This is a genomic window from Enterobacter cloacae complex sp. IR5412, from assembly GCF_049237385.1.
GTDB classification, from domain to species: Bacteria; Pseudomonadota; Gammaproteobacteria; order Enterobacterales; family Enterobacteriaceae; genus Enterobacter; species Enterobacter intestinihominis.
In genome coordinates this window covers 233,465-258,995 of the sequence record NZ_JBMKHQ010000003.1, presented here as the reverse complement: position 1 = coordinate 258,995, position 25,531 = coordinate 233,465, and the positions used below count along the sequence as shown (strand labels likewise).

Annotated in this window: 18 protein-coding genes; 12 read left to right on the top strand and 6 right to left on the bottom strand. The window is 55.4% G+C overall.

All coding sequences use genetic code 11. The annotated features are described in order from the left end of the window. Nucleotides 1-527 precede the first annotated feature (527 nt). Nucleotides 528-2,237 carry an ABC-F family ATP-binding cassette domain-containing protein gene (locus ACOTX2_RS07505; RefSeq protein WP_063147289.1) on the top strand — a complete coding sequence of 570 codons (1,710 nt, stop codon included), beginning with the start codon at nt 528-530 and terminating at the stop codon, nt 2,235-2,237. A gap of 205 nt (nt 2,238-2,442) precedes the next feature. Beyond that, on the top strand, nt 2,443-3,453 hold the full coding sequence (gene adhP / locus ACOTX2_RS07500) for an alcohol dehydrogenase AdhP (RefSeq protein ID WP_022648199.1): 1,011 nt from the start codon (nt 2,443-2,445) through the stop codon (nt 3,451-3,453). Nucleotides 3,454-3,492: 39 nt separating this feature from the next. Here adhP and ACOTX2_RS07495 read toward each other — a convergent pair whose 3' ends face one another. Beyond that, a complete protein-coding gene (locus ACOTX2_RS07495) occupies nt 3,493-4,002 on the bottom strand; it encodes an RrF2 family transcriptional regulator (RefSeq protein ID WP_038416099.1) in 510 nt (169 codons plus the stop codon). 130 nt (nt 4,003-4,132) lie between these two features. Between ACOTX2_RS07495 and ACOTX2_RS07490 the strand changes: the two genes are divergently transcribed. Beyond that, nucleotides 4,133-5,335, top strand: a complete 1,203-nt coding sequence (locus tag ACOTX2_RS07490; RefSeq protein WP_063147288.1) for an NAD(P)/FAD-dependent oxidoreductase — start codon at nt 4,133-4,135, stop codon at nt 5,333-5,335. A gap of 39 nt (nt 5,336-5,374) precedes the next feature. Here the strand turns inward: ACOTX2_RS07490 and araJ are convergent, their stop codons facing one another. Next, the gene (gene araJ / locus ACOTX2_RS07485; protein ID WP_023306256.1) at nt 5,375-6,550 is read right to left on the bottom strand and encodes an MFS transporter AraJ; all 1,176 of its coding nucleotides are present in this window, start codon (nt 6,548-6,550) and stop codon (nt 5,375-5,377) included. Nucleotides 6,551-6,711: 161 nt separating this feature from the next. On the opposite strand from araJ, the gene ppk2 reads away from it, so the two are divergent. Continuing rightward, entirely contained in the window at nt 6,712-7,530 is an 819-nt protein-coding gene (ppk2, locus tag ACOTX2_RS07480) for a polyphosphate kinase 2 (protein ID WP_022648203.1), read from the top strand. Nucleotides 7,531-7,589: 59 nt separating this feature from the next. On the opposite strand, the gene fdnI is transcribed toward ppk2, so the two are convergent. From fdnI to fdnG, 3 genes are read right to left on the bottom strand one after another with little or no spacing between them, the layout of a single operon-like run. After that, nucleotides 7,590-8,246, bottom strand: coding sequence for a formate dehydrogenase-N subunit gamma (gene fdnI / locus ACOTX2_RS07475; protein WP_023300174.1), 657 nt, complete (start codon nt 8,244-8,246; stop codon nt 7,590-7,592). Continuing rightward, nucleotides 8,239-9,123 (bottom strand): formate dehydrogenase subunit beta, encoded by an 885-nt coding sequence (gene fdxH, locus ACOTX2_RS07470; protein WP_003857048.1) that lies wholly within the window; start codon nt 9,121-9,123, stop codon nt 8,239-8,241. The genes fdnI and fdxH overlap by 8 nt, the downstream gene beginning before the upstream one ends. 11 nt (nt 9,124-9,134) lie before the next feature. Next, nucleotides 9,135-12,182 carry a formate dehydrogenase-N subunit alpha gene (fdnG, locus tag ACOTX2_RS07465; RefSeq protein WP_100148801.1) on the bottom strand — a complete coding sequence of 1,016 codons (3,048 nt, stop codon included), beginning with the start codon at nt 12,180-12,182 and terminating at the stop codon, nt 9,135-9,137. 220 nt (nt 12,183-12,402) lie between these two features. Here fdnG and yddG point away from each other — a divergent pair, with 220 nt between their 5' ends. Together yddG and ompC are read left to right on the top strand one after the other, a co-directional pair. Further along, a complete protein-coding gene (gene yddG, locus ACOTX2_RS07460) occupies nt 12,403-13,278 on the top strand; it encodes an aromatic amino acid DMT transporter YddG (RefSeq protein WP_022648206.1) in 876 nt (291 codons plus the stop codon). A 627-nt stretch (nt 13,279-13,905) separates the two neighbouring features. Continuing rightward, on the top strand, nt 13,906-14,979 hold the full coding sequence (gene ompC, locus ACOTX2_RS07455) for a porin OmpC (protein ID WP_063147286.1): 1,074 nt from the start codon (nt 13,906-13,908) through the stop codon (nt 14,977-14,979). Between the two features lie 44 nt (nt 14,980-15,023). Here the strand turns inward: ompC and ACOTX2_RS07450 are convergent, their stop codons facing one another. Continuing rightward, nucleotides 15,024-16,514 (bottom strand): MFS transporter, encoded by a 1,491-nt coding sequence (locus tag ACOTX2_RS07450; RefSeq protein ID WP_023306260.1) that lies wholly within the window; start codon nt 16,512-16,514, stop codon nt 15,024-15,026. A 116-nt stretch (nt 16,515-16,630) separates the two neighbouring features. Here ACOTX2_RS07450 and ACOTX2_RS07445 point away from each other — a divergent pair, with 116 nt between their 5' ends. The 6 genes from ACOTX2_RS07445 (at nt 16,631) to narI (ending at nt 25,523) form a co-directional block, all read left to right on the top strand. Beyond that, on the top strand, nt 16,631-17,206 hold the full coding sequence (locus ACOTX2_RS07445) for a TetR family transcriptional regulator (protein ID WP_015570471.1): 576 nt from the start codon (nt 16,631-16,633) through the stop codon (nt 17,204-17,206). A 210-nt stretch (nt 17,207-17,416) separates the two neighbouring features. Beyond that, nucleotides 17,417-18,802 (top strand): NarK family nitrate/nitrite MFS transporter, encoded by a 1,386-nt coding sequence (locus ACOTX2_RS07440; RefSeq protein WP_058646716.1) that lies wholly within the window; start codon nt 17,417-17,419, stop codon nt 18,800-18,802. Nucleotides 18,803-18,869: 67 nt separating this feature from the next. Then, a complete protein-coding gene (locus ACOTX2_RS07435) occupies nt 18,870-22,610 on the top strand; it encodes a nitrate reductase subunit alpha (protein ID WP_063147284.1) in 3,741 nt (1,246 codons plus the stop codon). Continuing rightward, nucleotides 22,607-24,151: a nitrate reductase subunit beta gene (narH, locus tag ACOTX2_RS07430; RefSeq protein WP_063147283.1), complete on the top strand. Its 1,545-nt coding sequence runs from the start codon at nt 22,607-22,609 to the stop codon at nt 24,149-24,151. Before ACOTX2_RS07435 ends, narH begins: the two co-directional genes overlap by 4 nt. Beyond that, nucleotides 24,151-24,846, top strand: a complete 696-nt coding sequence (gene narW, locus ACOTX2_RS07425; RefSeq protein WP_022651230.1) for a nitrate reductase molybdenum cofactor assembly chaperone — start codon at nt 24,151-24,153, stop codon at nt 24,844-24,846. Before narH ends, narW begins: the two co-directional genes overlap by 1 nt. Then, complete coding sequence (narI, locus tag ACOTX2_RS07420; RefSeq protein ID WP_023306265.1) at nt 24,843-25,523, top strand: respiratory nitrate reductase subunit gamma; 681 nt, start codon at nt 24,843-24,845, stop codon at nt 25,521-25,523. The genes narW and narI overlap by 4 nt, the downstream gene beginning before the upstream one ends. Nucleotides 25,524-25,531 lie beyond the last annotated feature (8 nt).

The window sequence follows — 25,531 nt, the reverse complement described above, 5'->3', positions numbered from 1 at the left end:
CTCTACAAGATTGTTCCACCAGAAACGCAGTACGATTTTGTGGAGCTTTTTGGAATATATGGCGACGAAAGGATAATGGATTTTGTTTTGTATGTTTTCTTCGGCATGGCCATATTCATTGCGTCTGTAATCACGCTATCCCTGTATTTGCTTATACGAAAAAGATGATTCTGGGCAGCGACGCTGCCCTTCCTTTTATCACATCACGCGCTTAGTTCTGTATCCGCAACCGAAGATATCGCTTTTTGCCGCAGTAGTATGTTCATACTATGAAAATGTTGTATAGTGATGGTTACTAATAATCACTTAACTTATAAGGAGGCCAATTATGCTGTACTGTGAAATTTTCAATGTTTCACATACATTTGGTGATCGCACCAGCTCAAGCGTTATCGGTATCGTGCTGCGATAACTTCCGCTTGAGCGAAGACACCAACCCCTGAAATCCCTTCTCTCGGGCTTACTGAGTTATCGTCAGCGATGTTTGACGAGGCATAAACATGCCTGTAACTCTTGGGTAAGCAACAATGAGCACTTTACTCACTGCACAATCTTTACGTGTTGATACGGCGTTTGGCACGCTGTTCGACTCCCTCTCCTTTACGCTGAAAAAAGGCGACCGCATTGGCCTGCTGGGCGACAACGGCTGCGGCAAAAGTACGTTGCTGAAGGTGTTGGACGGCACAGACTCCCCTGCTGCCGGAACCGTCGCATTGGCCGGATACTGTCTGATGGCGCGCGTTGAGCAACACCTGCCAGAAGCCATTTATCCCCTGACCATGCTGGATGCCGTGCTGGCGCAACTGCCCGCGACTGAACGCGAGAGTCTGCACTGGAAAGCTGAAACGCTGCTGGCGGGTATGGGCTTTACACCGCAGGACATGGCCTTAACGTCGGCAACGCTGAGCGGCGGGCAGCACACGCGTCTCCTGCTGGCGCGGGCGCTGATCGGCGATCCAGATCTGTTACTGCTGGACGAACCGAGTAACCACCTCGATTTGCCGACCCTGCTCTGGCTGGAACAGTTTTTACAGAACTGGTCCGGCAGCTTTGTGCTGGTCTCACACGACAGGCAACTATTGGATGCCGTCACCAACGGCAGCTGGATCCTGCGCGATAAGATGTTGCACTACTTCGCCCTTCCCTGCACCGCCGCGCGTCAGGCGCTGGTAGCCAAAGACGAAAGTGATGCGCTGCGGCATAAGGCGGAGCAAAAGGAGATTGATCGCGTAACCGCCAGTGCCAGACGGCTGGCCACCTGGGGCAAGGTCTACGATAACGAAGATCTGGCCCGCAAAGCCAAACAGATGGAAAAGCAGGTCGAACGGCTTAAGGAGAGTCAGACAGAGCTCACCGCAGGCAGTCCGTGGACATTAACCCTGCGCGGTGACGCCCTGCGGGCAGACCGGCTACTGGAGATGGAAAACCTAAGCGTAGCGCCTGAGCCTGGCCTGTCTGAGCTGTTTCACGTCGACATTGCGCGGCTTACAAGTGGCGATCGCGTGGCTATCGTCGGGCGTAATGGCTGCGGCAAATCATCACTGATGAAGCTTATCTGGCGGCATTTCTCAGGTGAACCTTCAGAGACTGGCCTGAAACTTCATCCTCGCGTGTCGCCAGGCTATTACGATCAGACGCTGAATCAGCTTTCGGAGGAGGCAACAATCTTTGACGCGCTGGAGCCTTTCGCGCCAGATCCGCAGACCCGTAAAATGGCCCTCATCAGTGCCGGGTTCCCGTGGGCGCGACACGGACAAAAAGTCAGTACGCTGAGCGGTGGGGAACGTTCGCGCCTGCTGTTCATCGGCCTGACGCTTGCTCGCTATAGCCTTCTGATGCTGGATGAGCCAACCAACCACCTGGACATGGAAGGCAAAGAGGCGCTGGCGGAAACACTGCAACAGTTTGAAGGCGGAGTGCTGCTGGTGAGCCACGATCGTCAGTTAATTAGCCAGAGTTGTAACCGCTACTGGCTGATTGAGGACGGCAGGCTTAGCGAATGGCACGATGCGGAGGCGGTGTTTGAGCGCCTGCGTGCGAGCACCGGTCCGGTGGTGCCTGAGGCGTCGAAGACTGCATCGAAGGCACCACCTTCAGCGTCTAACGATCTGCTCGAACGCCTGGTTGCCCTGGAAATGCTGCTGGAAGAGGATTTGGCGCGCAAGCCAAAACACCAAAAACCGCAGTTGCAGGCGCAATGGCGAAGAGAGATTGAGGAGATAGAAGCCCAACTATAAATCTGTACCCGGCGGTCGTTACGCCGGGTTTTTTACGTTAGCGTTTTCCCCTACTGATTATTAGAGGATCACCGTATTCTTAATCTGAAACTGAATTAATTGATGACATTATGTTGCGGTTGCCTTGCATTACACCGCCAAAGTATTAATCCTTAATGGGTATTACACCTGCTATGCAGATACTCATTAGTAAAAGGAGAAACACATGAAGGCTGCTGTTGTCACTCAGGATCATCAGGTTAACGTTACAGAGAAAACCTTACGCGCGCTCAAACATGGTGAAGCGCTGCTGAAGATGGAGTGCTGTGGCGTTTGCCATACCGATCTCCATGTTAAAAATGGCGATTTTGGCGACAAGACCGGGGTGATCCTCGGCCATGAAGGGATTGGTATTGTCAAAGAGATTGGTCCGGGCGTCACGTCACTGAAAGTTGGCGATCGTGCAAGCGTGGCGTGGTTCTTCGAAGGCTGTGGCCACTGTGAATATTGTAATACCGGCAACGAAACTCTGTGCCGTGACGTAAAAAACGCGGGTTACTCCGTCGACGGCGGCATGGCGGAAGAGTGCATCGTGACCGCGGATTACGCGGTTAAAGTCCCGGAGGGGCTGGACTCTGCGGCGGCCAGCAGCATCACCTGCGCCGGTGTCACCACCTACAAAGCGGTAAAAGTCTCTGAGATCAAACCCGGCCAGTGGATTGCGATCTATGGCCTTGGCGGTCTGGGCAACCTCGCACTGCAATACGCCAAAAATGTCTTTAATGCGAAAGTTATCGCCATTGACGTGAATGACGAGCAGTTGAAGCTCGCTGCCAGCATGGGCGCAGACTTAACCGTGAACTCCCGCAGTGAAGATGCGGCAAAAGTGATTCAGGAGAAAACCGGCGGCGCACATGCGGCAGTGGTGACGGCGGTAGCGAAAGCGGCCTTCAACTCTGCCGTTGATGCAGTTCGCGCCGGAGGCCGCGTGGTGGCTGTTGGCCTGCCGCCGGAAGCGATGAGCCTGGATATACCACGTCTGGTCCTGGATGGGATTCAGGTGGTGGGCTCTCTGGTGGGTACTCGTCAGGATCTGCTCGAAGCCTTCCAGTTTGCGGCTGAAGGTAAGGTGGTTCCGAAAGTCACGCTGCGCCCACTGGAAGATATCAACGCCATCTTTAAAGAGATGGAACAGGGCCAGATCCGTGGCCGTATGGTGATTGATTTACGTTCTTAACCGCGGTGGCCGGGTAGCGGGTTTGCCCTGCCCGGCCTGTCACGTAGACAAACGGCGATCGGAAATCCACTCCTGAACCTCGATCTGGAACGTGTCCGGCGCTTTTCGATACATCTTCCGCGCCAGATCCAGGATGGTATGGCGTCCTAACTCCTCTTCCATCCGCTGCTGCGCGCTGTCCATAACCGATCGCACCCCGCACGGTCCGTCACAGACCCAGGCCGGTGGCGTTTCATCAAATACCGCCAGGCGCTGACGCACTTCCCGACATTCGAACATATTCTTATCGCCGTCGATGGCGTGCGCCACGTCCAGCACGCTGATCAGCTCTGCCGGACGCGCCAGCCGGAATCCTCCCCCCTTGCCTTCGGTGCTGATAACCAGCCCCGCGCGTGACAAACGAGTGAAAATCTTCCCAAGATAGTCGTACGGTACGCCCTGCAAGGCCGCCATCTCCCGGACGCTCATCTCACGCTCATTGCCTTTTGCATCCACCATACACATCAGGCTATGAATGCCATATTCCACACCAGAACTGTAAAACGCCATGGCTCACTCCGGGTCATTGTTCGCTGCATTATAACGAATTTTAACTCAGAAAGAAGTTGTCGCAGTTAACTCCGACAAGTATAGTGGTAGTTATGTCAGACACACAGCCTGACGAACAAAAGGATCGAGAATGAAAAAGCAGATTTTAATTGTGGGTAGTGGGTTTTCCGGTATGTGGGCTGCGGTCAGCGCCGCGCGTCTTTCTGCTCTGGAAGGTAATAATAGCCTCAGCATTGCCGTGCTGGCCCCGGTGCCGGAACTGCGCGTTCGTCCACGTTTTTATGAAGAGAACGTGTCGACGATGGTCGCGCTACTGACCGAACTGTTTGCTGAACTGGGTATTGCCTTTATTTCGGGCGAAGCACAACGTATTGATACCTCATCTAAAACCGTTTTGTATCGCGATTCAAACGGCGCCATTGCCGAAGTCAACTGGGAACGTCTGATCCTCGCAACCGGTAGCCAGACTAAACGTCCGCCGATTGCCGGTCTGACTGAATACGCATTTGAGATCGACCAACTCGACTCCGCCAGGCTGTTCGAGCAACATCTTGATTCGCTGGTTTCGCGCCCCTCCACCCCAGAACGCAATACCGTGGTCGTGTGTGGCGGCGGTTTTACCGGCATTGAGCTGGCAACGGAACTCCCTGCTCGTCTTCGCACCCGCTTCGGCGCCGATACAAAGACTAAAGTGATCGTAGTTGAAAGAGGTCCAACCATTGGCGGGCGTTACAGCGAAGCGCTGCGTAACACCATTGAAGAAGCAAGCAACGCGCTGGACGTTGAATGGCGTTTAAACAGTGAAATTGAAGCTATTGATGCCAGCGGCGTGACGCTGAAAAACGGAGAGCGCATTGCCAGCGCGACTGTAGTGTGGACGGCAGGTGTAGAAGCTAACCCCCTCAGCCTGCAAATTGACGGGGAACGCGACACTCAGGGACGCCTTATCGTCACCGACACGTTGCAGGTCCCTGCGCATCCGGAGGTTTACGCGACGGGTGATATGGCGCACGCCAAAACGGACGATGCGGGCAACACGGCACTGATGACCTGCCAGCACGCGATCCAGCTGGGGAAATTCGCCGGACATAACGCAGCTGCCAGCCTGTTAAATCTGGAGCCGTACCCTTACCGTCAGGTGAATTACGTCACCTGTCTGGATCTGGGTGGCTGGGGCGCGGTGTACACCGAGGGCTGGGAACAGCGTGTTAAATCCGTGCGCGAGGAAGGCAAAAAGATCAAAGTCGCCATCACCAACGAACTGATTTACCCGCCAGCAGCAGACAAAGCAGTCGCATTTGCCGCCGCTGACCCGCTGGCGAAATTCGTGTAGTCCCCTCCTGTGCCCGCGACCAGCGGGCAAAGCGTGAAATCAGGCCAGCGCTCCTGCGTTGGCCTGACGCTTTTTGGCACATAAAAAACCGTACATCAACAGAGAGGTCATTGCTGAGAAGGATAAGATCGCTGCCGGAAGCGTGACATAGCTCCAGCTAAAGCCGAGCGTAATCATCATTCCACCGAAATACGCGCCTATTGCGCTGCCGAGGTTAAACGCCATTTGCCCGCCTGCGGCGCCCAGCATCTCGCCGCCTTTCGCATTTTGCAGCAGCAGTATTTGCAGCGGCGCAGAGAGCGCAAACAGCCCGGCGCAGCAGACGAACCCCATTACCAGTGAAGCTGTTTTAAGCTCGCCAAACGCGAACAGTAACAGCAGCGAAGCCACAATCACCATGTCGGTGGTGGCAGCAATGCGCAGCGGGCTAAAGCGCGACGACAGCTTGCCGCTGAAGACATTACCCAGCACCATGCCCAGCCCCATCAGCATCATGATCGCGGTCATGACGCCCTCGGAAAAGCCTGACACGTTGACCATAAACGGCTTCACGAAGCTAAACCAGGCAAACACCCCGGCATTGCCAAACATCGTTGCGGCAAAAATTAGCCACGGTTCCGGTTTTTTCAGGAAGTGGAATTGTTCTGTCAGCCGGGTGGTTGTCGTGTCGTGAATGTCTGGCACCCACAGCAGAACAGAGAGGATCACCAGCGCATCAAAGACGGCAATCAAAAAGAAGGTGTAGCGCCAGTTAAATTCATGTCCCAGCCAGGTCCCGAGCGGGACGCCAAGCAAATTGGCAACGGTCATCCCGGCAATCATCCCTGCTACAGCAACCGTCACCTTACCCGGTGGCGCAATTTTTGACAGGATTATCGCCCCCACACCGAAAATCGCGCCATGCGGGAAACCAGAGATTAAGCGCCCCGCCGCCAGCCCTATGTAGGTGTCAGAGAAGGTAAAGAGCGCGTTACCGACGACGCACATCGCCACCAGAAACAGCAGCGTTGTTTTCAGCGAAAATTTACTGGAGAACAGCGCCACAATCGGCGCGCCGATCACTACGCCAAAAGCGTAAAACGAAATCATATTTCCGGCGGAGGGAATCGAAATGCCCGTATCATGAGCCAGTTCTGTCAGCACGCCCATGATGCCAAATTCAGCCATTCCCAGGCCAAAGGTAGCCAGTGCTAACGAAAAAATTGTTTTTTTCATACCGCGACCACTGTTAAAAAATACGCAGCGTGCATTATTGATTAAACTTGTATGGTGAACCAGTTCAAATCAGCTTTCTGACACATTAATCCATTCATTCAGGCCGATTACACGCTTAGTACGGCCTCGATCCCGCGACCGGACCCATAGGGAGACCCGCCATGGTCAGTAAGAAGAAAACCCGTGTTGTTGATGATGTCGTTAAAAACGCGCCGCTCAAAACCAAAGCGTACGAGCAAGAGCTTCGCCGCCTCCATGTTGAACTGGTTAAGCTCCAGCAATGGGTGGTCGCCAAAGGGTTAAAGGTCTGTATTGTTTTTGAAGGGCGAGACGGCGCGGGTAAAGGCGGCGCCATCAAAGCCATCACCGAACGCGTCAGCCCCCGGGTGTTTCGCGTTGTTGCGTTACCGGCCCCCACCGATAAAGAGAAAAGTCAGCTCTATTTTCAGCGTTACGTTCCCCATCTGCCCTCTGCCGGTGAAATCGTCATTTTTGACCGGAGCTGGTACAACCGCGCAGGCGTGGAAAGAGTAATGGGTTTCTGTACCGAAGAGCAGGCCGACAAATTTCTTGATGGAACGCCGGTAATGGAAAAAGCGATGGTCGATGCCGGTATCATATTGTTGAAATACTGGCTTGAAGTAACGCCAAAAGAGCAGGAACGCCGCCTGCGCGATCGCATTAATGATGGTCGCAAGATCTGGAAGCTGTCTCCAATGGACATAAAATCTTTCAATCTGTGGGATGAATATACCCTCGCCCGTGATGCGATGTTTAAAGCAACCGACACCGCCTGGGCGCCGTGGTTTGTGGCGCGCTCAGAAGATAAAAAACGGGTGCGGTTGAATATTATTTCGCATCTGCTTTCACAGATCCCCTATAAAGAAATTCACGTTGACAAGGTGGATTTACCGAAACGCAAGATCGGCAAAGTGAAGCCAACAAAATATCCCTTCCGGTATATTGCAGAGCGGTTTTGATACAGGGAAGCAGACCAGCACAAGCGCAGCGCCGCCGGACAATGCCGACGGCGCGAGGTTTACTTCAACCCTTCCGAACTCTCTTTTTGCGCTTCAAGACGCTCAATGTCGCGGTACCAGCGCGGATGGTGCTTCTGCGCCCAGCGGCGGCTCACCTTCCCTTCAATCATGCCTTTAATCGATCCTTTCACCCAGAATGCCATATACATATGGATCAGAATGGCGTGGATCAGAATAATGGCCGAGGTCGCGTGGATCAGCAGCGCATAACGCACTACCTGAATCGGGAAATAGTGCGCAAAATACGGACGCCAGATGATCACCCCGGTCACCAGCAGCACAAAAATCATGCTCATGATGGTCCAGAACATCATCTTCTGCCCGGCGTTATATTTGCCCACCTTCGCGACTTTATGCTCGTTGCCTTTCAGAACCTCAACAATCCCTTTTAGCCACGGAATATCCTGCTTGTCAGGGATGTTGTGATGAACGAAACGTACAAACATAAACATCAGCACCACGAAAATCAGTACGCCGAAGAACGGATGCAGTATGCGCCCCATCTGCGGTGTCCCGAAGGTTTCCGTTAGCCACTGTAGCGTCGGGAAGAAGAACGAAATGCCGGATACCGCCACCAGGAAGAAGCAGATGACCACCGTCCAGTGACAGGCGCGATCGACAAATTTTGTGCGCACTATCATTTTCGACTTACTCATGATGCTCCTCCTCGTCGTCATCCACCTCTTTATTCGGCCCGATACCGATGTAGTGATAAATCAGCCCGGCAAAGGTGGCGATAAAGCCCGCCGCTGAGAGCGGCTTAAGCGCCCCTTTCCAGAGGTTGATTGAGGTATCGATCGCCGGATCCTTCGGCAGATTGTGATACAGCTCCGGCTGGTCATTGTGGTGCAGAACATACATGACGTGCGTACCGCCCACGCCCTGCGGGTTATAAATTCCGGCCTTGTCATAGCCGCGCGCTTTGAGCTTATCCACCCGCTGCTGCGCCACTTCCAGCATCTCTTTTTTGGTGCCGAAGTGGATAGCCCCGGTAGGACAGGTCTTCACGCAGGCAGGCTCCTGTCCGACGCTGACGCGATCGACACACAGCGTGCATTTATAGACCCGGTTATCTTCTTTATTGAGGCGCGGGATATTAAACGGACAGCCTGCGATGCAGTAGCCGCAGCCGATACAGTTATCCTGCTGGAAGTCGACGATCCCGTTGGCGTACTGAATAATTGCACCGGCAGACGGGCATGCCTTCAGGCAGCCCGGATCTTCACAGTGCATACAGCCGTCTTTACGGATTAGCCACTCCAGCTTGCCGTTCTGGTCGGTTTCGCTAAAGCGCATCACCGTCCAGGACTTGGCGCTCAGATCAGCCGGGTTATCGTAAACGCCAACGCAGTGCCCCACCTCGTCGCGGATATCGTTCCACTCCGAGCAGGCCACCTGGCAGGCCTTACAGCCCACACAGGAGGAGACATCGATCAGCTTGGCGACTTCTGCCTTGTAGTCCCGCGCGCGAGGCGCGGGCGTTATCGGGTTGGTCGCGGAGCGTTTAATAATGTCTTGTGTTTCCATCGCCATTTAATCGCTCCTTACGCTTTCTCGATGTTGACCAGAAACGCTTTATACTCCGGCGTTTGCGAGTTGGAATCGCCGACGTTTGGCGTCAGGGTATTGGCGATGTAGCCTTTCTGCGCCACCCCTTCAAAGCCCCAGTGCAGCGGGATGCCGACGGTTTCTACCTGTTGGCCGTGTACGTTCAGACTTTGCAGACGACGGGTGACCACCGCTACCGCGCGAATAAAGCCGCGCTTGCTGCTCACCGTCACGCGATCGCCATTGGCAATGCCTTTCGCCTTCGCCAGCGTTTCGCTTATCTCCACAAACTGTTCCGGCTGCGCGATGGCGTTAAGCCGCGCATGTTTGGTCCAGGTATGGAAATGCTCGGTCAGGCGGTAGGTAGTTCCGACATACGGGAACTTGTCCTTTTTACCTAAACGCAGCACGTCATCTTCATAGATACGCACTACCGGGCTGGAAACTACGTTCGGGTGCAGCGGGTTAGTGCCGAGCGGCGTTTCCATCGGCTCGTAATGTTCCGGGAACGGCCCTTCCGCCAGCTTGTCGATGGCAAACAGACGTCCCAACCCTTCCGGCTGCATGATAAACGGCCCGGTGTTGCTGCCCGGCGCGGCGGTGCTGAAGTCCGGGATATCGTTCCCCGTCCACTTCGTGCCGTTCCACTCGATCAGCATGCGTTTCGGATCCCACGGCTTACCGTTCACGTCTGCGGAGGCACGGTTGTACAGTACGCGGCGGTTCAACGGCCACGCCCATGCCCAGCCCAGCGTGTTGCCCAGGCCTGACGGATCGGCGTTATCACGGTTGGCCATCTGGTTACCCTGCTCCGTCCAGCTGCCGGTGTAGATCCAGCAGGACGAGGCCGTGCTGCCGTCGTCACGCAACAGCGCGAAGCTATTGAGCAACTGGCCTTTCTTCGCCACCAGATTGCCGTTGGCATCGTACAGGTCGGCCAGCGCCACGCCGTTGTTCTCTTTTGCCACCTCTTCGGACTCAGGATGATCCGGCTGCTTGTAGTCCCAGCTCATCTTCAGCAGCGGCTCAGCGCCTTTGCCGCCTTCGGTGCGGTACATCTCGCGCAGACGATGGTAAATCCCGGCCAGAATTTCGCCGTCATTACGCGCTTCACCCGGCGCATCCTGACCTTTCCAGTGCCACTGTAGCCAGCGGCCAGAGTTGGCAATAGAACCGTCCTCTTCCGCAAAGCAGGTCGATGGCAGGCGGAACACCTCGGTCTGAATGGATGCCGGATCAACATCGTTAGACTCGCCGTGGTTCTGCCAGAACGTAGACGTTTCGGTGACCAGCGGATCGATAACCACCATGTACTTCAGCTTGCTCAGGCTGCGAACGACTTTGTTTTTATCCGGGAATGACGCCACCGGGTTAAAGCCCTGGCAGATATACCCCGTGACGTCGCCCTTATCCATCATGTTGAAATACTTGATGACATCGTAAGCCTGATCCCATTTCGGCAACCACTCAAAGCCCCAGTCATTCTCTTTCTGCGCCGCATCGCCGTAGAACGATTTCATCAGACTGACGGCAAACTTCGGATAGTTACTCCAGTAGTTCACCTGGTCCGGACGCGTCGCTTTTGGCGTATTGGCGTCAAGCCAGCTTTGCCAGTCGGTCTGCTTCTCCGACGGCAGGGTCAGGTAACCCGGCAGGCTGGTCGACAGCAGGCCGAGATCGGTTAAGCCCTGAATGTTGGAGTGTCCGCGCAGGGCGTTCACACCACCACCGGCCATCCCCATGTTGCCGAGCAGCAGCTGGATCATCGCCATGGTACGGATGTTCTGCGCGCCCACGGTATGCTGCGTCCAGCCCAGCGCGTACAGGAAGGTGGTTGTTCTGTCGGCGGCACTGGTGGAGGCCAGCACTTCACATACTTTCAGGAAGTCTGCTTTCGGCGTACCGCAGATGTTTTCCACCACGTCTGGCGTATAACGGGAAACATGCTGTTTCAGCAAGTTCCACACGCAGCGCGGATCGGTCAGGGTCTCATCGCGTTTCGCGTAGCCGTTTTCGTCGAATTGATAGTTCCAGGACGATTTATCGTACTGACGTTTCTCTGCGTCATAGCCGCTGAACAGGCCATCTTCGAAGGCGAAATCTTCCCGCACCAGCAGGCCGGCATTGGTGTAATGCTTAACGTATTCCGCGTTAATCTTATTGTTTTCGATCAGGTACAACAGCACGCCGGAAAGGAACGTAATATCCGTACCGGAGCGGATCGGCGCATAAATATCAGCCACCGATGCCGTACGCGTAAAGCGTGGATCGACGACAATCAGCGTCGCATCGTTGTTGTTTTTCGCTTCCATCGCCCAGCGGAATCCCACCGGATGGGCTTCAGCGGCGTTACCGCCCATCACCACCACGACGTTTGCGTTTTTGATATCAACCCAGTGGTTGGTCATCGCACCGCGACCAAATGTTGGAGCAAGACTTGCTACCGTTGGTCCGTGTCAGACGCGCGCCTGGTTATCAACCGCCAGCATGCCGAGGGAGCGCACAAATTTTTGCGTCAGCATGCCGGTCTCATTACTTGCCGCAGACGCACACAGCATCCCGGTGGAGGTCCAGCGGTTAACCGTAACGCCCTGCTCGTTCTTTTCAATAAAGTTGGCGTCGCGATCCGCTTTCATCAGTTTTGCAATACGTGAGAAGGCCTCGTCCCAGGAGATGCGCTGCCATTTATCAGAGCCCGGCGCACGATATTCCGGATAGCGCAGACGGTTTTCACTGTGGACGTAGTCCAGCAGCCCCGCCCCTTTCGGGCAAAGCGCCCCGCGGCTCACCGGATGGTCCGGGTCCCCTTCAATATGATAAATCGCTTCTTTGGCGTTCTTCGCGCCATCACCCAGGCTATACATTAATAGCCCACAACCCACGGAGCAGTATGTGCAGGTGTTACGGATCTCTTTCGCGCGCAGCAGTTTATAGTTGCGTGCCTGAGCCAGCGCCATTTTGGGAGCGAATCCCAGCATTGCGGCTGTTGTTCCGGCCATACCGCCCGCGCAGATTTTAAAAAATTGTCTGCGGCTGACGTCCATTGCTGTCCTCGTTATCTGATAAGACTTCGCGCCGCAAACTAACAGCAAAGCCCCTGTTTTTTTTGCGTCAAATCAAGGTCGCCGAACTTCGCCCCCTTAATAGTCACCGCCGGTATGATTTATTACTCCTTTCGGGTTAACCGCGAAACAGAAAATTCGCCTGGTGAATGGGTTAGATGCTATAAGTTTACCCTTTGATTTTTATGAGACTGGCAGGGTAATGGACAGAAAAAGAGCAACGCTGATTGGCCTGGTGGCCATACTGCTGTGGAGTACCATGGTTGGTCTCATCCGCAGCGTCAGTGAGGGACTTGGCCCGGTGGGGGGCGCAGCGATGATCTACACCGTCAGCGGATTATTGTGTCTGGCGACGGTAGGTTTCCCTGATATTAAACGGTTTTCGAAAGGCTATCTCATTGCGGGCAGCGTCCTGTTTGTCAGCTATGAAATGTGCCTTGCCCTGTCGCTTGGCTTTGCCGCGACGCGCTCGCAGGCAATTGAGGTGGGCATGGTCAATTATCTCTGGCCAAGCCTGACGATTGTGTTCGCCATTTTGTTCAACGGACAAAAATCCACCCTGTGGGTGATCCCCGGCTTAGCGATCTCCCTGTTGGGCGTGGGCTGGGTCTTAGGCGGCGAAAACGGGCTGCACGTTCACGACATCATGCTAAACATCGTTTCCAGCCCGCTGAGCTACGGGCTGGCATTTGCCGGTGCCTTTATCTGGGCCGCCTACTGCACCGTCACCAGCAGGTATGCCAGAGGGCAAAATGGCATTACTCTTTTCGTCCTGCTGACCGCCCTGAGCCTGTGGGTCAAATATGCCGTCAGCGATCAGCCCGAAATGGTATTCAGCGTGCCGGTAGTCGTGAAACTGTTGATGTGTGGTGTTGCCCTTGGCTTTGGCTACGCCGCCTGGAACATTGGGATCCTCCACGGTAACGTCACTGTGCTTGCGGCCGTCTCCTACTTCACCCCGGTACTCTCTGCCGCGCTGGCGGCTATTATGCTGAGCTCTCCGCTTTCATTCTCATTCTGGCAAGGGGCATTAATGGTTTGCGCCGGATCATTACTTTGCTGGTATGCCACCCGCTAATAGTATTTTAATTTTACCGGGCACGAATCATGCCCGGTAAAAATTAACATTATTTTAATATGTGATCACAATAAAGAATATTATTTATAACATTCGTATGTATTTCTATTTCTGTATAGAGTACTCATAGAAAGTCAGATCCGTTGTGGAAATTGACATAAACTGACAACGCGTGTAATTAATTCAACCCCAATATTCCCGCGCTATATAGCACATAGTGCAATAGTTTATTTCTGGATGTTTCTTTTAAAAAGCAGTTGCTGGCTTCCGGATAAATCCACAAACCACTGTTTTAAAAGTCAATAACGCGCCCCATTCCTTGACATTATCTGCCAAGCCCTTTTATCTCTCTCTAAAAACAAAAACGCATGGCAACTATTTCCAGCCTTATTATCGTGTTTTGTTAATAATCAATTTATGTATATTAATTAACCTTATTGAGCGATTTAAGGGAAATTTATCGGATCAGGATCACACTAATTGAAATTATCTTTAATATTTTGAAACTTATTATTGAAAGCAGTCTACGGAATTTTAAAAATAGTCTGCCATTGACGATAAGCCTCGTTTAAAAATCGCTCAGGTGGCTTAGGAAATACCTAAATAAAATTATAAGGGTTAGTTAAGATGAAACTTAAATTAGTTGCAGTGGCAGTGACTTCCATGTTGGCGGCTGGCGTTGTTAACGCGGCTGAAGTTTTTAACAAAGACGGTAACAAACTGGATCTGTACGGCAAAGTTACTGGTCTGCACTATTTTTCTGATGATGCTGGTAGCGACGGCGACAAAACGTACGTTCGTCTGGGCTTCAAAGGTGAAACTCAGATCAACGATCAACTGACCGGATACGGCCAGTGGGAATATGAGTTCAAGGGCAACCGCTCTGAAGCTCAGGGTTCCGACGGCAACAAAACCCGTCTGGCCTTCGCTGGTCTGAAATTCGATGAATTCGGTTCCTTCGACTACGGTCGTAACTACGGTGTTGCTTATGACATCGGCGCATGGACTGACGTTCTGCCAGAGTTCGGTGGCGATACCTGGACGCAGACTGACGGCTTCATGACCGGTCGTACCACTGGCGTTGCCACCTACCGTAACACCGACTTCTTTGGTCTGGTTGACGGCCTGAACGTGGCTGCCCAGTACCAGGGTAAAAACGACCGTTCAGAGATCACCGAATCCAACGGTGACGGCTGGGGTCTGTCTTCTACCTATGAATACGACGGCTTCGGTGTGGGTGCGACCTACGCGAAATCTGACCGTACTGACCGTCAGGTTCGTGCTGCAAGCAACCTGAACGCCGGTGGCGAAAACGCAGAAGTCTGGGCTGCTGGCCTGAAGTACGATGCGAACAACATCTACCTGGCAACCACCTACTCTGAAACCCGCAACATGACGGCGTTCGGTAGCGGTCACGTTGCCAACAAAGCACAGAACTTCGAAGTTGTGGCTCAGTACCAGTTTGACTTCGGTCTGCGTCCATCCATCGCTTACCTGAAATCCAAAGGTAAAGACATCGGTTCTTATGGCGACCAGGACCTGGTTGAATACGTTGACGTTGGCGCGAGCTACTACTTCAACAAAAACATGTCCACCTACGTTGATTACAAAATCAATCTCGTGGATGACAGCCAGTTCACCAAAGATGCCAAAGTGGCTACCGACAACATCGTGGCTGTAGGTCTGACCTACCAGTTCTAAGAGGTGTTAGTTCAAAAGGCCAGCCCTCGCGGCTGGCCTTTTTTTTACTGCTGCCCTCCGACCTTCGCCAGACTAAACCAGATCCCGATCGCCAGAATCATCAGCATGGCTCCCGCACTGCCCAGGGCCACGCTGTGCGAGGTGATGAACGCGGTTTTCGCCGCCGTCATCACCGGCTCGGCCAGTGACGGCGTCAGCTCCTGCGCGACCTTCATCGCTTCACCGATGGACGACGAGGCTTTATCGGTCAGCGACGCGCTCAGCCCCTGCGGCAGTACAATTGACGCCGAAAAGCTGCGGGTTAACAGCAGACCGAAAATGGCGATCCCGAGACCAGCGCCCAGCTCGTAGGACATGGTTTCGATCGCGCCTGCCGCGGCCGCTTTCTCTTTCGGCGCGGCAGCCATGATCGCTGACGTCGATGCCAGCAGTGCGCTGGCGGCACTGAAGCCCAGCAGCACCATCAGGCTCCACGCCTGCCACTGTTGGGTGCTGAAATCGAGCGTCGACAGGCCGATAAAACTGATCGCGCTTAGCCCCATGCCTCCGGCCGCGACAATGCGCAGCCCCAGACGCCCGACCAGCACACCCGCGATCGGCCCGCTAAATCCGCTCGCCACCATCACCGGCAGCATAAATATCCCTGCTTCAAACGGCGTAAAACCATGCACGAACTGCAACTCCTGCGCCATCAGCAGTTCAAAGCCCACCAGCGCAATCATGGCGGTCATTGCCATGACCACGCCGCTTAAAATAATGCGATGGCAAAACAGACGCATGTCTATCATTGGCACGCGCGCGCGCAGCTGGATACGGACGAAAATAAACAGCATCACCGCCCCGGTAAGCAGCGTAGAGGCCACCATCCACGGCGACAGCACCCCTTTCAGGGCGGTTTTGGCGCTGTAGACCAGCAGTAAAATGGCGACAATCAGCATAATGGCATGGCTGATATTGAGCGGCTGCTCGGGCCGACCCTGCTGAGCAGGCACAAAGCGCGCAGCAAGCGAAACCACGATCAGCACGATCGGCACGTTAATCAGGAAGACCGAACCCCAGTAAAAGTGCTCCAGCAGCATGCCGCCAATCAGCGGGCCAAACGCCGCGCCGCCCGACCCAACGGCAGCCCAGACGCCAAGGGCGATGTTACGGTGCCGCACGTCAATAAACAGCGTGCGGATCCCTGCAAGCGTAGCCGGAATGATCATCGCCGCGCCAATCGCCAGCGACGCGCGGGCGGCAATCAGCCAGCCCGCGGACGGCGCAAAAGCCGCCGCTAACGATGACAGGCCAAACAGCACGCTGCCGATCATCAGCAGGCGCTTAAAACCTATGCGATCGCCCAGCGCGCCCATCGGCAGCACCATCCCCGCCATCACCAGCGAGTAAATATCAATAATCCACAACAATTCGTTGCCGCTGGCACCCAGCGTCATGCTCAATGTTGGCGCCGCCACGTGCAGCACCGTCGCGTCAATCGCCACCGGGATATACACCAGCACGATAATCACTAACGCTAACCACTGACGAAACATAAATTTCCTTTTCAGTTAAAAACTGGACACATGTCCAGATTGCGATCCTACGTAAAGTTGAACACTTGTCCAGCTCTTTGTTACACTCGTTTCGTTGCCATTGAGAGTGAGAAATTATGCGTTATCTAAGCAAGGACGAGCGGCGGGAAGAGATCCTACAGGCCGCAATGCGCGTGGCGCTGACCGAAGGATTCGCTGCGATGACCGTGCGCCGAATCGCTACCGAAGCGGGCGTCGCCACCGGGCAGGTGCATCACCACTTTGCGTCGGCGGGCGAGCTTAAATCGCTGGCGTTTGTCAGGCTGATCCGCGATTTGCTGGATGCTGAAATCGTTGGCGAAAACGCAGGCTGGCGCGAGCGCCTGCATGCCATGCTCGGCAGCGATGACGGCGGGTTTGAGCCCTACATTCGACTGTGGCGGGAGGCGCAAATTCTCGCCAGCCGGGATAGCGATATCAAAGGCGCCTACGTTTTGACCATGGAGATGTGGCACCAGGAAACGGTCGCAATTATCCGCGCCGGGGCGGAGGCCAACGCCTTTACGCTTGCTGATCAGCCGGAAAATATCGCCTGGCGTTTAATTGGTCTGGTATGTGGCCTGGATGGCATATACGTCTTAAATATGCCTGAAATGGACGACGCGGCATTTAATAAGCATCTGGATAAACTTATCTCCCTCGAATTGTTTTAATACTCCCATCGGAGTATTAATTTCCGCAAAGAGTTACAATTAGTAACACATAAAGCGAACCCTGATTCCCATTCCAAACTCAGGGATTCGCTTTTTTATCTATCCTTTCAGATGTATCCCATAACATCCTATAAATTTCATACGCCACTGACAGGTATCTTTCTGTTTTTCCTTCTTTTTTCTCTCCACTTCGGTAAGCAAGAGGGTGATATGTCACATCAAAGCGAGAAGAGTAATCAGCATCTGTTGAGTAACTGGAAACCGGAAAACGCGCAATTTTGGGAGAATAAAGGGAAACATATCGCACGAAGAAACCTGTGGATTTCCGTGGCATGTTTGCTTCTGGCGTTTTGCGTCTGGATGTTGTTTAGCGCTATTGCGGTAAATCTTAATAAGGTCGGATTTAATTTCAGCACCGATCAGCTTTTTATGCTAACGGCATTACCTTCTCTCTCCGGCGCGATATTGCGTGTCCCCTACTCTTTTATGGTGCCGATATTTGGCGGGCGTTACTGGACCGTGTTAAGCACCGTTATCCTGGTCGTACCCTGTGTCTGGCTTGGGATCGCCATCCAGAATACCGCCACGCCCTATTGGATCTTCATTATCATCGCGCTGCTTTGCGGTTTTGCCGGCGCCAACTTCGCTTCCAGTATGGGAAACATCAGCTTCTTCTTCCCGAAAGCCAGACAGGGCAGCGCACTGGGCATTAACGGCGGGCTGGGTAACCTGGGCGTGAGTGTGATGCAGCTGGTTGCGCCGCTGGTGATTTTCCTGCCGATGTTTACCTTCCTCGGCGTGCACGGCGTACCGCAGGAGGATGGCTCGACGATGTGGCTGGCGAACGCGGCGTGGATCTGGGCGCCGCTGCTGATTCTGGCCACCATTGCGGCGTTTTTTGGCATGAATGACATCGCCAGCTCGAAAGCGTCCATTGCCAGCCAGCTTCCGGTGCTTAAGCGCTTTCATCTCTGGCTGCTGAGCCTGCTTTATCTGGCAACCTTCGGCTCGTTTATCGGTTTCTCGGCAGGCTTTGCCATGCTGTCGAAAACCCAGTTTCCGGACGTTAATATCCTCCACCTCGCCTTCTTTGGCCCACTGATCGGCGCCCTGGCGCGTTCGGCTGGCGGAATGATTTCGGACAGACTGGGCGGCGTAAGGGTGACGCTGATCAACTTCGTCTTTATGGCCATCTTTAGCGCCCTGATTTTCCTGACGCTCCCCGGGTCTGGTTCAGGCAGCTTTATCGCCTTCTATCTGGTCTTTATGGGCCTGTTTCTGACCGCAGGCCTGGGTAGCGGCTCGACCTTCCAGATGATCGCGATTATCTTTCGCCAAATCACCCTCGACCGCGTGAAAAAACAGGGCGGGAGCGATGAACAGGCACAGCATGAAGCGGTGACCGAAACGGCTGCGGCGCTGGGCTTTATCTCTGCCATCGGTGCGGTGGGCGGGTTCTTTATTCCCAAAGCCTTTGGCACCTCCCTGGCGATGACCGGTTCCCCGGTGGGCGCCATGAAAGTCTTCCTCGTGTTTTACATCGTCTGCGTGCTCGTCACCTGGCTGGTGTACGGCCGCAAATCCTCACAAAAATAATAACTACCTCTTCGCCGGAGCGTGATGCCTCACCCTCCGGCCATGTTATCGAAGCAGGAGAAATGTCATGAGCAAACTGTTGGACCGCTTCCGTTACTTCAAAACAAAAGGCGACAGTTTCGCCGATGGGCACGGCCAGGTGTACCACACCAACCGCGACTGGGAGGACAGCTACCGTCAGCGCTGGCAGTTCGACAAGATTGTGCGATCCACCCACGGCGTTAACTGCACCGGCTCCTGTAGCTGGAAGATTTATGTCAAAAATGGCCTGGTGACATGGGAAACCCAGCAGACCGACTACCCGCGTACCCGCCCCGACCTGCCTAACCACGAACCGCGCGGCTGCCCGCGTGGCGCAAGCTACTCCTGGTATCTCTACAGCGCCAACCGTCTCAAGTACCCGCTGGTACGCCGCAGGCTGATCGAGCTCTGGCGCGAGGCGCTGGCGCAGCATACCGATCCGGTGCTGGCCTGGGATGCCATTCAGAACGATCCGCAAAAAGCGCAAAGCTACAGAAAGGCGAGGGGTAAAGGCGGGTTTATCCGCTCAAACTGGAAAGAGCTTAACCAGCTGATTGCTGCCGCCAACGTCTGGACCATCAAAAACTACGGCCCGGATCGGGTAGCCGGTTTTTCCCCCATCCCGGCCATGTCGATGGTCTCTTATGCCGCCGGTACGCGCTATCTCTCCCTGCTCGGCGGCACCTGCCTGAGCTTCTATGACTGGTACTGCGATCTGCCTCCGGCATCGCCGATGACCTGGGGCGAGCAGACCGACGTGCCGGAATCGGCGGACTGGTACAACTCCAGCTATATCATTGCCTGGGGCTCGAACGTGCCGCAGACGCGTACCCCGGACGCCCACTTCTTTACCGAAGTGCGTTACAAAGGCACCAAGACCGTCGCCATTACGCCGGACTTCTCGGAGGTGGCGAAGCTCAGCGACCAGTGGCTGGCCCCCAAACAGGGTACCGACAGCGCCCTCGCCATGGCGATGGGGCATGTGATCCTCAAAGAGTTCCACCTTGATAACCCGAGCGATTACTTCCTCAACTATTGCCGCCGCTACACCGACATGCCGATGCTGGTCCTGCTGGATGAACAGGCTGATGGTCGCGTGGTGCCGGGCCGCATGCTGCGCGCGTCGGATCTGGCCGACGGGCTGGGTGAAACCAATAATCCGGAGTGGAAAACCATCGCCTTTGACGTCGCCGGAAATCTGGTGGCGCCGAACGGCTCTATCGGTTTCCGCTGGGGCGAAAAAGGCAAATGGAACCTGGAGTCGCTGGCCGCGGGACAGGAGACCGAGCTGACGCTTTCCCTGCTCATCACCCACGACAGTGTGGCAGACGTGGCCTTCCCTTACTTCGGGGGCAACGAGAACCCGCATTTCCGCAGCGTGAAGCAGGAGCCGGTGCTGACGCGCCGCGTACCGAGTAAAACCCTGACGCTGGCCGACGGCAGCCCGAGACGCGTGGTCAGCGTGTACGATCTGGTGCTCGCAAACTACGGCCTCGATCGCGGTCTGGAAGACAGTAACGCGGCGGCAAACTACGCCGAGATCAAAGCCTACACCCCGGCCTGGGGCGAACAAATTACCGGCGTACCCGCTTACCTGATAGAAAAAATCGCCCGTGAATTTGCCGACACGGCGCACAAAACCCATGGTCGTTCGATGATCATCCTCGGGGCCGGTGTGAACCACTGGTACCACATGGACATGAACTACCGCGGGATGATCAACATGCTGGTCTTCTGCGGCTGCGTCGGGCAAAGCGGCGGCGGCTGGTCGCACTATGTCGGCCAGGAGAAACTGCGCCCGCAAACCGGCTGGCTGCCGCTGGCCTTCGCACTGGACTGGAACCGTCCGCCGCGCCAGATGAACAGCACCTCTTACTTCTACAACCACGCCAGCCAGTGGCGCTATGAGAAGCTCACCGCACAGGAGCTGCTTTCTCCTCTTGCAGACGCGTCGAAATTCACCGGTCACCTGATTGATTTCAACGTCCGCGCCGAGCGCATGGGCTGGCTCCCTTCCGCGCCGCAGCTCAACCTCAACCCGCTGCACGTTAAGGCCCGCGCCGACGCCGCCGGGATGTCGCCGCAGGATTACACCGTGCAGGCGTTAAAATCTGGCGATATTCGCTTTGCCTGCGAACAGCCGGACAACGGCAAGAACCACCCGCGCAACCTGTTTGTCTGGCGTTCTAACCTGCTTGGCTCGTCCGGAAAAGGCCATGAGTACATGCTCAAATACCTGCTTGGCACCGAGAGCGGGATTCAGGGCGAAGATTTAGGCTCAACGGATGATGTCAAACCTGAAGAGGTGGAATGGCAAACCGCCGCCATTGAGGGCAAGCTGGATCTGCTGGTGACGCTCGATTTTCGTATGTCCAGCACCTGCCTGTTCTCCGATATCGTCCTGCCGACCGCCACCTGGTATGAAAAAGACGATATGAATACCTCGGACATGCATCCGTTTATTCACCCGCTCTCTGCCGCCGTTGACCCGGCGTGGGAGTCCCGCAGCGACTGGGAGATCTACAAAGGCATCGCCAAAGTCTTCTCTGAAGTGTGCGTCGGGCATCTCGGCACCGAAACTGACGTGGTGCTACAGCCGCTACAGCATGACTCCCCGGGGGAACTGTCGCAGCCTTTTGATATTCTGGACTGGCGCAAAGGCGAGTGCGATCTCATCCCCGGTAAAACCGCGCCAAACATTGCGGTCGTCGAGCGCAACTATCCGGAAACCTACGAGCGCTTCACTTCTCTCGGTCCGCTGCTGGACAAACTCGGCAACGGCGGAAAAGGCATATCGTGGAACACGCAAAACGAAGTCGATTTCCTCGGCAAGCTCAATTACGTCAAGCTCGACGGACCGGCCAAAGGCCGACCACGCATTGAAACCGCCATTGATGCTTCAGAGGTGATCCTCGCTCTTGCGCCGGAAACCAACGGTCAGGTCGCGGTCAAAGCCTGGGAGGCCCTCGGCGAACTGACCGGGCGCGATCACACCCATCTGGCGCTGAACAAAGAAGACGAGAAAATTCGCTTCCGCGATATTCAGGCGCAGCCGCGCAAAATTATCTCCAGCCCAACGTGGTCCGGCCTTGAGAGCGAGCATGTCTCGTATAACGCAGGCTATACCAACGTTCACGAGCTGATCCCGTGGCGCACGATTTCCGGCCGCCAGCAGCTGTATCAGGATCACACCTGGATGCGCGCCTTCGGTGAAAGTCTGGTGGCCTATCGTCCACCGATTGATACCCGCAGCGTCACCCATATGCGCGAGATCCCGCCGAACGGCTTCCCGGAAAAAGCGCTTAACTTCCTGACGCCGCACCAGAAATGGGGCATTCACTCCACCTACAGCGAAAACCTGCTGATGCAGACCCTGTCACGCGGGGGGCCAATCGTCTGGATCAGCGAAACCGACGCGCGCGAGCTGGGGATTGAGGACAACGACTGGATCGAAGCCTTCAACGCCAACGGCGCCCTCACCGCCCGCGCGGTGGTTAGCCAGCGCGTGCCGCCGGGCATGACCATGATGTACCACGCTCAGGAGCGCATTCTGAACATTCCGGGGTCAGAAGTGACCGGACGGCGCGGCGGGATCCACAACTCGGTCACCCGCGTCTGTCCGAAACCGACCCACATGATTGGCGGCTACGCGCAGCTGGCGTACAGCTTTAACTATTACGGCACCGTCGGCTCGAATCGCGACGAGTTCATTATGATCCGCAAAATGAAAAACATTAACTGGCTGGACGGCGAAGGTCGGGATCAGGTTCAGGAGGCGAAAAAATGAAAATACGCTCACAGGTTGGCATGGTACTGAATCTCGATAAATGCATTGGCTGCCACACCTGCTCGGTCACCTGTAAGAACGTCTGGACCGGGCGCGAAGGGATGGAGTATGCGTGGTTTAATAACGTCGAAACCAAACCGGGTATCGGCTATCCGAAAAACTGGGAAGATCAGGATGAGTGGCAAGGCGGATGGATCCGCAGTATTCACGGCAAGCTGACCCCGCGCCTCGGCGGAAAAATCGGCGTCCTGTCGAAAATTTTCGCCAACCCCGTGTTGCCGCAGATTGACGATTACTATGAACCTTTCACCTTCGATTACCAGGATCTGCACCGCGCCCCGGAGGGGGATCACCTCCCTACCGCCCGCCCCCGCTCGCTGATTGACGGTAAGCGGATGGATAAGATCGTCTGGGGACCAAACTGGGAGGAGCTGCTGGGCGGCGAGTTCGAAAAACGCGCCCGCGACCGAAACTTTCAGAAGATCCAGAAAGAGATGTACGGCCAGTTCGAAAACACCTTCATGATGTACCTGCCGCGCCTGTGCGAGCATTGCCTCAACCCGAGTTGCGTTGCCACCTGCCCGAGCGGTGCGATTTACAAACGCGAAGAGGACGGCATTGTGCTGATCGACCAGGACAAATGCCGCGGCTGGCGTCTGTGTATTAGCGGCTGTCCGTACAAGAAAATCTACTTCAACTGGAAAAGCGGCAAGTCAGAGAAGTGCATCTTCTGCTATCCGCGCATCGAGTCCGGCCAACCGACCGTCTGCTCAGAAACCTGCGTTGGACGCATCCGCTACCTTGGCGTGCTGTTGTATGACGCGGACCGTATTGAAGAGGCGGCCAGCACCGAGCATGAAACCGATCTGTATGAGCGCCAGTGCGACGTGTTCCTTAACCCGAACGATCCGGCGGTGATTGAAGAAGCCCTGAAGCAGGGCATCCCGCAGAACGTCATCGACGCAGCGCAGCGTTCCCCGGTTTACAAAATGGCGATGGACTGGAAGCTCGCCCTGCCGCTGCATCCGGAATACCGCACCCTGCCGATGGTCTGGTATGTGCCGCCGCTGTCACCGATTCAGTCCTACGCGGACGCGGGTGGTCTGCCGCAGAGCGACGGTGTACTGCCTGCGGTCGAAAGCCTGCGCATCCCGGTGCAATACCTGGCAAATATGCTCAGCGCGGGCGATACCGGCCCGGTGCTGCGCGCTCTGAAGCGCATGATGGCGATGCGCCACTACAAACGCTCCCAGACCGTGGAAGGCGTGACCGATACCCGCGCCATTGAGGAAGTGGGCCTGACCGAAGCGCAGGTTGAGGAGATGTACCGCTATCTGGCCATCGCTAACTACGAAGACCGCTTCGTGATCCCGACCAGCCACCGCGAAATGGCGCGCGACGCCTTCCCGGAGAAAAACGGCTGCGGCTTCACCTTCGGTGACGGCTGTCACGGCTCCGACACCAAATTCAACCTCTTCAACAGCAGCCGCATCGACGCGATCAACATCACCGAAGTGCGCGATCACGGGGAGGGAGAGTAATGCAAATCCTCAAAATCATCGCGCTGCTCATTGAGTATCCCGATGAGCTGCTGTGGGAAAACCGTGACGAAGCGCTTTCCCTGGTGGAACAGGATGCGCCCATGCTGCTGCCGTTTGCGCAGCAGCACCTGAGCGCCCCGCTGCTGGATAAGCAGGCCGAATGGTGTGAAGTCTTCGAGCGGGGACGCGCAACGTCGCTGCTGCTGTTCGAGCACGTTCACGCCGAGTCGCGCGATCGCGGTCAGGCGATGGTCGACCTGATGAGCCAGTATGAGAAAGCCGGGCTGGAGCTGGATTGCCGCGAGCTGCCGGACTATCTGCCGCTCTATCTGGAATATCTCAGTATCGTCAGCGACGACGAGGCGCGTGAAGGGCTGCAAAACGTCGCGCCTATACTGGCGCTGATTGGAGGCCGCCTGAAACAGCGCGAGGTAGCGCATTACCAGCTGTTTGACGCCCTGCTGTCGCTGGCGGAAACACGGCTTTCCAGCGACAGCGTGGCGAAACAGGTATCCGGTGAAAAACGTGATGATACCCGTCAGGCGCTGGACGCCGTGTGGGAAGAGGAACAGGTCAAGTTTATCGAAGACAACGCCACATCGTGCGACAGTTCGCCGATGCAGCAATATCAACGACGCTTTAGCCAGGACGTCGCGCCGCAGTACGTGGACGTGAGCGCCGGAGGCCCAAAATGACTCATTACCTGAACGTGTTTTTCTATGACATTTATCCGTACATCTGCGCCACCGTCTTCTTCCTCGGCAGTTGGTTGCGCTACGACTATGGGCAGTACACCTGGCGGGCGTCATCAAGCCAGATGCTCAGCAAGCGCGGGATGAACTGGGCTTCGAACCTGTTTCATATTGGGATTCTGGGGATCTTCTTCGGGCACCTGTTCGGCATGTTAACCCCGCACTGGATGTACGCCTGGTTTTTACCCGTCGCGGTTAAACAGCAGTTAGCCATGATTGCAGGAGGTATTTGCGGGGTGCTGACGCTGATCGGTGGGTCGATGCTTTTGATCCGACGCCTGTTCAACCAGCGGGTGCGCGCCACGTCCACCACGCCGGATATTATCATCATGAGTATCCTGCTGCTTCAGTGCATCCTTGGGCTGTCGACCATTCCTTTCTCCGCTCAGTACCCTGACGGAAGCGAGATGATGAAGCTGGTCGGCTGGGCGCAGGGGATCGTCACGTTTAGGGGCGGCTCGTCGGAAATGCTGAGCGGCGTCGCGCCGATCTTCCGCGTGCATCTGGTGCTGGGGATGACGATCTTCCTCATCTTCCCGTTCACCCGCCTGGTGCACGTGTGGAGCGCGCCGTTTGAGTACTTCACGCGTCGGTATCAGGTGGTGAGATCGCGCCGTTGATTTGTCGG